This is a genomic window from Sphingomonas sp. PP-CE-3G-477 (assembly GCF_003050745.1).
Taxonomy (GTDB): domain Bacteria; phylum Pseudomonadota; class Alphaproteobacteria; order Sphingomonadales; family Sphingomonadaceae; genus Sphingomonas.
In genome coordinates this window covers 1-7,388 of sequence record NZ_QAOF01000023.1, presented here as the reverse complement: position 1 = coordinate 7,388, position 7,388 = coordinate 1, and the positions used below count along the sequence as shown (strand labels likewise).

General features: G+C 61.4%; 5 protein-coding genes. 3 read left to right on the top strand and 2 right to left on the bottom strand.

The genetic code is table 11. The annotated features are described in order from the left end of the window. On the top strand, positions 1–311 hold a 311-nt coding region (locus C8J45_RS19455), incomplete at its 5' end, for a hypothetical protein (protein WP_219907411.1). A gap of 942 nt (positions 312–1,253) precedes the next feature. Here the strand turns inward: C8J45_RS19455 and C8J45_RS18690 are convergent. Next, positions 1,254–1,688 (bottom strand): hypothetical protein, encoded by a 435-nt coding sequence (locus tag C8J45_RS18690; protein ID WP_258191544.1) that lies wholly within the window; start codon positions 1,686–1,688, stop codon positions 1,254–1,256. 31 nt (positions 1,689–1,719) lie between these two features. Continuing rightward, positions 1,720–4,653, bottom strand: coding sequence for a Tn3 family transposase (locus C8J45_RS18685; RefSeq protein ID WP_107964654.1), 2,934 nt, complete (start codon positions 4,651–4,653; stop codon positions 1,720–1,722). A 146-nt stretch (positions 4,654–4,799) separates the two neighbouring features. Here C8J45_RS18685 and C8J45_RS18680 point away from each other — a divergent pair, with 146 nt between their 5' ends. Together C8J45_RS18680 and C8J45_RS18675 are read left to right on the top strand one after the other, a co-directional pair. Further along, on the top strand, positions 4,800–5,387 hold the full coding sequence (locus C8J45_RS18680; protein ID WP_107964653.1) for a recombinase family protein: 588 nt from the start codon (positions 4,800–4,802) through the stop codon (positions 5,385–5,387). A 2-nt stretch (positions 5,388–5,389) separates the two neighbouring features. Continuing rightward, positions 5,390–6,751 (top strand): hypothetical protein, encoded by a 1,362-nt coding sequence (locus C8J45_RS18675; RefSeq protein WP_107964652.1) that lies wholly within the window; start codon positions 5,390–5,392, stop codon positions 6,749–6,751. Positions 6,752–7,388: the final 637 nt, after the last annotated feature.

Below are 7,388 nucleotides of genomic sequence, written 5' to 3'. Positions count from 1 at the left end.
GGTGCTCGGGCTACGCCCTCCCACCGCCGGACATCCCTACGTCACCGCTCATCCTAATTGACGCGCTTGCGCTCATCGTAATTGTCGCGCGCCACACGAGCCAGTTCTTGGCTGCCGCAGTAGTAGCAGCTTGGACCGTGGTGGCTTGGTGGACGGTGATTTTTGCCGCTGGATGGGCTGGGTCGTTGACAGATGTTCTGCTCGATCAAAACGGCGATCACCTCTGGACAACGCTCGCCGTTTGGTTGGTTGCCCTGTCCCCCTCAATCGGGTGGTGGCTGTTGCTCCGGGGAAAGTTCAATAACTTCTGACAATTCGAGCGATAGCGGAACAGCCGCTTTGGGGAAGAAGGCGGACGATCGCCCTAACTCGAAAGCTGAGTTGATCCGGTCGGAAAATGCAACTATTCCCTGAAAATGCACAACGAAAAGCGATCCAATATAGTCCGCGGTCTAATTGTGGCCTTCGGGATCGCAGGCCCGTTTATATTCGTCGTTGAGCCCGTAACAAATCGATCCGTGCCCGGTTGGCTAATTGTCCTAGCCGTACTCAGTATAGCAGTGGACTGCGCTCTAATATACTCGATCTTCCTTGATGTTCGCGAATCGGGTGCGATGAAGCCAAATGTACCTTTGAGATCGAAACACTTTACTCCAATAATCTTAGCTCTTATTCTGTTTCAAGCATCGCTGCTCCTCTTGTCTTTTGGAGATCTGCAGCACGGGCTATTGAATTATTCATTCATAGCGTTGCCAATCGGTATTGGCATATTATTCGGACAACGCGCGCTAGACAGTGGCGTTCGACCATCCTTGATGTGGTTAACGACGCTAGCGGTGTATATTATTCCAGTATCACTTCTTGTATTTAACCCACCCCAAACCGCAATTTCAAAGTTTTTCGTCTTGTCGCCACTGCTCTTTGGATTGCCAGCTCTTGCTACATGGTTGGCAAGGCGTGACTCTTGCATAAACGCGGTTCGTTGATCGTATTGCAACGGCCGGAACTGGACGATCACCGCCTGTCCAACGCAATCGTCCCGGCTATAGCAAACGACGGGTTAACCACGGCTTCGTTCCAGTCAGTACGAAAGCCCGGCAATGTGGATAGATGCGCGATCGGGTTTGGCCAGCCATTTCCTCATGGAACGTCCATATAGGGGTCGGTTCCGGCTGAGGGCGAAATGACACCCTAAGCAGAACGGCAATGCTTGGTGTATAACAGAAGGTTTGCTTGGTAGGCGCGGCGCCACCTCATTTTGAGGAAGCTGGTTTTTGGCGCTTTTCAGCAAGGCGATATGTGAGGATGGCGAGTGAACCATCGATGGAAAAGGAACGACCATCGTGGCCGAACCGAAGGACGAAATCGTAGGATTCGGGTATGTTGAACCGCTGGATTTCGCTTCCATCGGCCATGGAGACCAGCGCGATCGTTTCCCGATGCGGCCGCTTGCCAACCGGCATTGATACCAGCGCATAGCGCCCGTCCGGACTGATCGTAGGCCGGTAGGTGTGCGAAAAGTCGTATGCGGTGCCGGCGATACTCCATAACCTACGACCCGTCTGGACGTCCCAGAGATCGGCAACCGCCCCACTCTGCAGGGTACGCTCCTCACATTCCGGTCTGCGGGGGGTGCCACTGTAATGCTCGCAAATCACGCCGCCCGCGCTTAAGCCGTGCCCGATCAATACGGCCCCTGTGCATTATTCGGACACAGATTCACGGTAGCGGCTTGAGGAGCAGCGGCATGAGGCCGTTAGCATCGAGATCCAGGTAATCGGACCAGATATAATCGCCGGTGAGGTTGATGCGGTCCCAGCCCAGCGGCGACAGGCGAGACAGCATAGCCGGATCGATCGGCGTCCCGCGACGGCGCATTTCATCAACGGCGCGACCGAGATAGCGGCAGTTGAACAGGATGATCGCAGCGGTGACGAGGTTGAGCGCAGCCGCCCGGGTTTGCTGGTTCTCCAGGCCTCGGTCGCGGAAACGACCGAGCCGATGAAAGGCGACTGCCCGGGCCAGACTGTTGCGGGCCTCGCCCTTGTTCAATTCGGCGGTAACGGTGCGGCGCAGCGCCGGATCCTCGAACCAACGCAGGGTAAACAGCGTGCGCTCGATCCGCCCAACCTCCCGCAATGCCGCGGCCAGGCTGTTCTGCTGGCGGTAGGCAGACAGCTTCTTCAAAATCAGTGAGGGCGTGACGGTACGGTCGCGCATTGCGCCGATAACACGTTCGATATCCGGCCAGTGGCTGACAATCAGATCCCGGTTGAGCTTGTGGCCGAATAGCGGCGCAAGCCTGCCATAACGCTTCGGGGGTTCGAAGGCGTAGAGGCGTCGATCCGACAGGCGGGGGATGCGCGGCTCGAAATCGAGTCCGAGCAGGTGCATCGTCGCGAACACGATGTCGGAAACGCCGCCTCCATCGACGTGCAGGGCGGTCAGATCGGCGTTGCTGTCGTGACCGAGGATACCGTCGAGCGCATGGATGGCCTCTCCAGCCGTGCCAGCGATCACAGTCTGGTGAAGCGGCGCGTACCGATCGGTGATGGTGGTGTAGATCTTGACCACCGGGTCGCGACCATAATGCGCGTTGACCGCCCCGCCGGCTTCACCCGATCCGCCCAGGTAGAACGCTTGGCCATCTGCCGACGCCCGGTGCCCCTGCCCGAACCAGGCGGCGATCGGCTCGGCGTGAATAGCGTCGGTCAGACAGGCAAGCGCCGCGCGAAAGGTTTCCTCGCGCATGTGCCATGTCTGCATGCGCAGGAGCGCGCGGCGTGATCCTGCGCCGCATACCTCGGCCATGCGCGACAACCCGAGATTGGTCGCCTCGGCAATCAGGGTGGCGAGGAAGGCGCGCTCGTCAGCAGGCGGCAATCCGGTTGAAACATGACGGAAATGCCGGGCGAAGCCGGTCCAGCGTTCGACCTGCGACAGCACGTCGGTGATACGGGTAGCAGGCAGCATGCCGTAACAGGCGAGCGTCAGGTGCCGGCCTTCATCCTGCCCGGCGTCGTCATCCTTCTGCTCTTTTGGGAAGCGTAATCTCTCCCCGGCGAACAGGGCGGCATCACGCCCGTCCAGATTGCGGGCGACGCCGCGCAAGGCGCTGTCGAGTTGCTCAGCGCGCTGATCGAGCCATGCATGTGGATCGCCGAGTGAGAACGGCGGTTGGAGCGATGCGCCGGGCGATGGCGCGAGCAGCACGTCCAGCGACCGGTGCATCCGCGACGTCGGCACCCAGATATCACCCGATGCCAGCGCATTGGCGAGCGCACCGTAAGTCGCCATTTCCCAATGCGTCCGGTCGATCTTTCCTGCGACCACGACATGGCGTTGCCAGCGCCGCTCGACATGACCGAGTGGAACGTCGGCGGGAAGCGGTTTGCGCCAGTCGCCATCGAGATCCGACAGGACCGTCATCGCATTGCGCAATGTCGCGGTGCCGGCCCGGCCGTGAAAATCGAGCGCTTGCAGGAACTGTGGTCCTGCCCGCTTAAAGGTCCGGTACTCGGCTGCAATCTCACTCAGCACATCATCCCTGTGAGGTGCGGCGGTACGACGGATGATCGCCGCATCGGCATCCAGCATGTCGAGAGGCATGATATCCCTGAGGGCGTCGCCTATATCTTCACCAGCGCGGGCTGCTCGGCTGACCGTTTCCAGCACCGTGGCGATGCGCATCAGCCGGTCGCGTCCCTCACGTCCCGAGATCGCGCCCCGCTGTTCAAGGCGTTTGCGAGCACGAAGGTGAGCGCGTCCCATCAAAGCGCCGAACATGGCGATCGCGGCGTCGGTAAGCGTGGCCTCCAGCTCGCGCAGCGTGGCCAGCAGGATGACCCGCCTGCGGGCAGAGCGCATCTGTTGGAAAGCCTGGGCGGTATAGCGCACACCTTCGCGGGCGAATTGCGTCAGGCGTGGTTCGTACCGGGGATCGATCAGAACGCGGGAAATGCCGGTCCACCGGATCAGTGCGACCTTCTCGAGGATTTCGGCGAGTGAGACGGATGCGACGCGGGGCTCCGGTTCGCGCAGCCAAGAAAAGCGGCTTTGTCGGTCATGCACCTTGTCATCCACCAGCGTGTCGAGACGTTGTCGCATCTTTGTATCGAGTGCGTCGTCGACCGCGGCGACCAAGTCGGTTTCTGCCCGAAGCATCGCCTCGGCTGCCATCCGCTCCACAACGCTGATACCGGGGATGACGATGCGGCGGGTGCGCAACTCGTCCAGCAGTCGGTCGAGCAGAATGCGTCCCTCAACGATGGGCAAGGCTTGGGTCGCCAGCCACGCCATCATCGAGGTGCGAACTGGCTGGCTCAGGTCGGTAAAACCAAACCGGGCTTTGATGGCGGCAAGCTGATCGTAGCGGGTCGGCGTACGCCGCGCGAAGTCGGCGATGACGCCGGCCTCAATCCCAACCTGGTCGGCGATATGGTCGAGCATGATCGCAGGCAACAGCTCGCCGGCGCGCAGATGTCGTCCTGGATAGCGCAGACAGCAGAGTTGCAGGGCATAGCTCAGCCGGGTCGCTGGAGTGCGTGCGATACCGATCGCCGACATGTCTTCGGCGTCGAGGCCATGATGTCGCACAACCATCGTTTCGGTATCGGGCAGCGCCAGCAGTGCAGCGCGCTGCCGCTCGGTCATTGGAATGCGTGCGGGCATGTTTCATCCTCCAAAAACCTCTTGCCTTTTGTTTGCTTAATGAAAGAGGATTGTGAAAGGCGGAGGGCGGCGGAAACCCATCACTCCTGTTTCTGCCTCCGGATACGGCCGTTTGTGAAAGAGACCGGATGACGCGCGAACCCTATCTGATCGGCTATGCCCGCGTGTCGAAAGGCGACGACCAGTCCAACGTGGCGCAACGACGTGCGCTCGATGCCGCTGGTTGCCGAAAGATATTTGAAGAGATCGCTAGCGGAGGCCGGTGGGATCGTCCGAAGCTCCTGGAGATGATCGGCCAGTTGCGCGACGGCGACGTGGTTGTCGTCTGGAAGCTCGACCGGTTGTCGCGCAGTCTGAAGGACATGCTGAACATCATGGAGCGGATCGAACTGGCAGGCGCAGGCTTCCGCTCGCTGACCGAAGCGATCGACACCACCACGGCTGCGGGGCGCATGATGATGCAGATGGTTGGCAGCTTCGCCGAGTTTGAGCGCGCGATGATCCGCGAGCGCACCAGCGCTGGTCTTGCGCAGGCCCGCGCAGAGGGACGGATTGGCGGAAGGCGACGCAAACTGGCCGACAAGCAGCGCCGCGAGATTGCGGAGTCCGTCGTTTCCGGCCGCAAGTCCGGCGCCGAGATGGCCCGGCTCTACGGCGTCAGCGAACCCACCGTATCACGGATCGTCGCCGCGCACCGCCAGCAGCAGGGAGAGTGAGTATGAAGCGCGGCCATGATCTCTCGGGTCTCATGAAGTTCGCTACTTCGCCCGCCTGGGCTACCCGTCTGCGCGATGCACTGGGCGATCATCTTGGGCCTGCGATGGAGGAATTCGATTTCGAGTTCGAAGACCTTGCCGAGATCGTCGGCGACCATTGGGCAGGTGTGCTGTGGGGCTGCGCGTTCGAAGACCTCCTGACGCGGACCGTCGAACCCGGTGGGCTGAATCTCGTCGATGACTATATCCGGCGTCGCGGCTGGAACGAGGCCGGCCCCGCCAAGCTCTATATGCGCGCGCTGCAATCCTCGGTCATGAGCCTTTACGAGGTCAGCGAAGTCGAGCCCGGCAGCGGCTTTCTTGTCCGTGATCTCATCCGGGGCGGCGACCCGGTTCGCGTCATCGAACGCAGCGCCTCGCAGACGCTCAAACAATGGGACAGGATCGGCACGCGGGTCGTCATTGTGGGCGGCAAGCATCTCCTGTCGGGCGGAGTGCTATCGTTTACGATGGAGGCAGCCGACGCTCTCATGGCCGACCTTCGGCGCGTGGAGGGAAAGCGCAGTCCGCGCAGCCAGCTGACGCTCACCGACGGCAAGCTGCGCGCGCTTCCTTCTCTCCTCAGTACGGCATGGCTGTTCGACGTCGTGCCCCGGACGATGGGTGCGATGACCGTACCGACGCTGCACAACGGCGATGGTGAGGAAGTGGTGTTCCACCGCGTCCGCTTCCCCTTTGCGCGCGGCGCAACCCATGCGCTGATCGGCGACCGGCTCGATCTTTTGCCAGCCATGCAGCGCGAAACCTCGCATTTCTGGAACTGGCTCGGCGACAAGCCGACATCGGTCCGGAAGGGCACAGGCCGCATGGCCTGGGGTGTGACGATGATGGACGGCACGCCGGTGCTGGGCAATATCGAGATGAAAGGGCGCGCGCTGATCCTGGCCGTTACCTCCGCCGAGCGTGCGGGACGCGGCACCGCCCTCCTTGCAGACACATTGGGCGACCTGGTCGGCACACCGCTCACAACCATCGAGACCGTCGAACAGGCCATGGCCGCGCGGCGGGAGGGGCTGACGGCGTCCGAACCTGCCCCGACCGTCGCGCCGGAAGTGGCGACCCCGCTCGTTCACGCGATGCTCGATCGTCAGTATCGCGCGACCCTCGACGAACGCGTCGGCATGCTCGGCGATATTACGCCGCGCGCGGCCGCTCGGACCGCGGCAGGCCGTGAACGGCTATCGGCATGGCTGAAGCACCTGGAAAACCGCAGCGGCGCAGCGCCGGACCCGAACGATCCGATGGCCACCTACGACTTTACCTGGATGTGGCGCGAACTCGGGATCGAGACGCTGCGAAAATAGCGCTTCGATGCCGGCAGAAAACGGTAGGCATCAACCAGAGCACGCCTACCGTGAATCTGTGTCCGAATAATGCACAGGGGCCAATACTGTCTTCAGGTTCGGGGCTAAAGCAAACTTCCAAGAGCCGTTGGGGCCGGGATGAAGCAGCGTCTCGCGGGGTAGTTTGCCCTGTTGCCACTCAAACCATCGGCCACCATTGAGCACAAACAAAGCAAAGATATTGCCCTGCCGGTCGAGCCGCGCGTCGATGTCGCCAACTAGGGTTCGCGGTCGCTCGCCATGCGATAGCGGCATCGGAACGGCCTGGAGCACCTTGCCTCTGCGCCCATCGACAATAGCTAGCGTCGGCGTCGGATCGTCGTGTTCAGGGCGGTAATAGCCCCCCTTTGTGCCAATGCACGAAGCCGCTGCGCGGCAGTGGTGGTGGCGGTAAGGTAGCGCAGCCTCTCTGAGGATTGGTCCTGCGGCAGCGGCGGCAGACGATGGAGTTCCTTCAACGAGAGGAACTCCCCATGGCGACTATATCGATCCCAAGCTCCGCAAGTCGTTCGTTAACGTGTGCGCTCCACGCCTCGCGCCACTCCTGCAGCAGCTCATTTCGATTCCAATCGCGCTCCTTCTGGCCAAACCCGTCAGG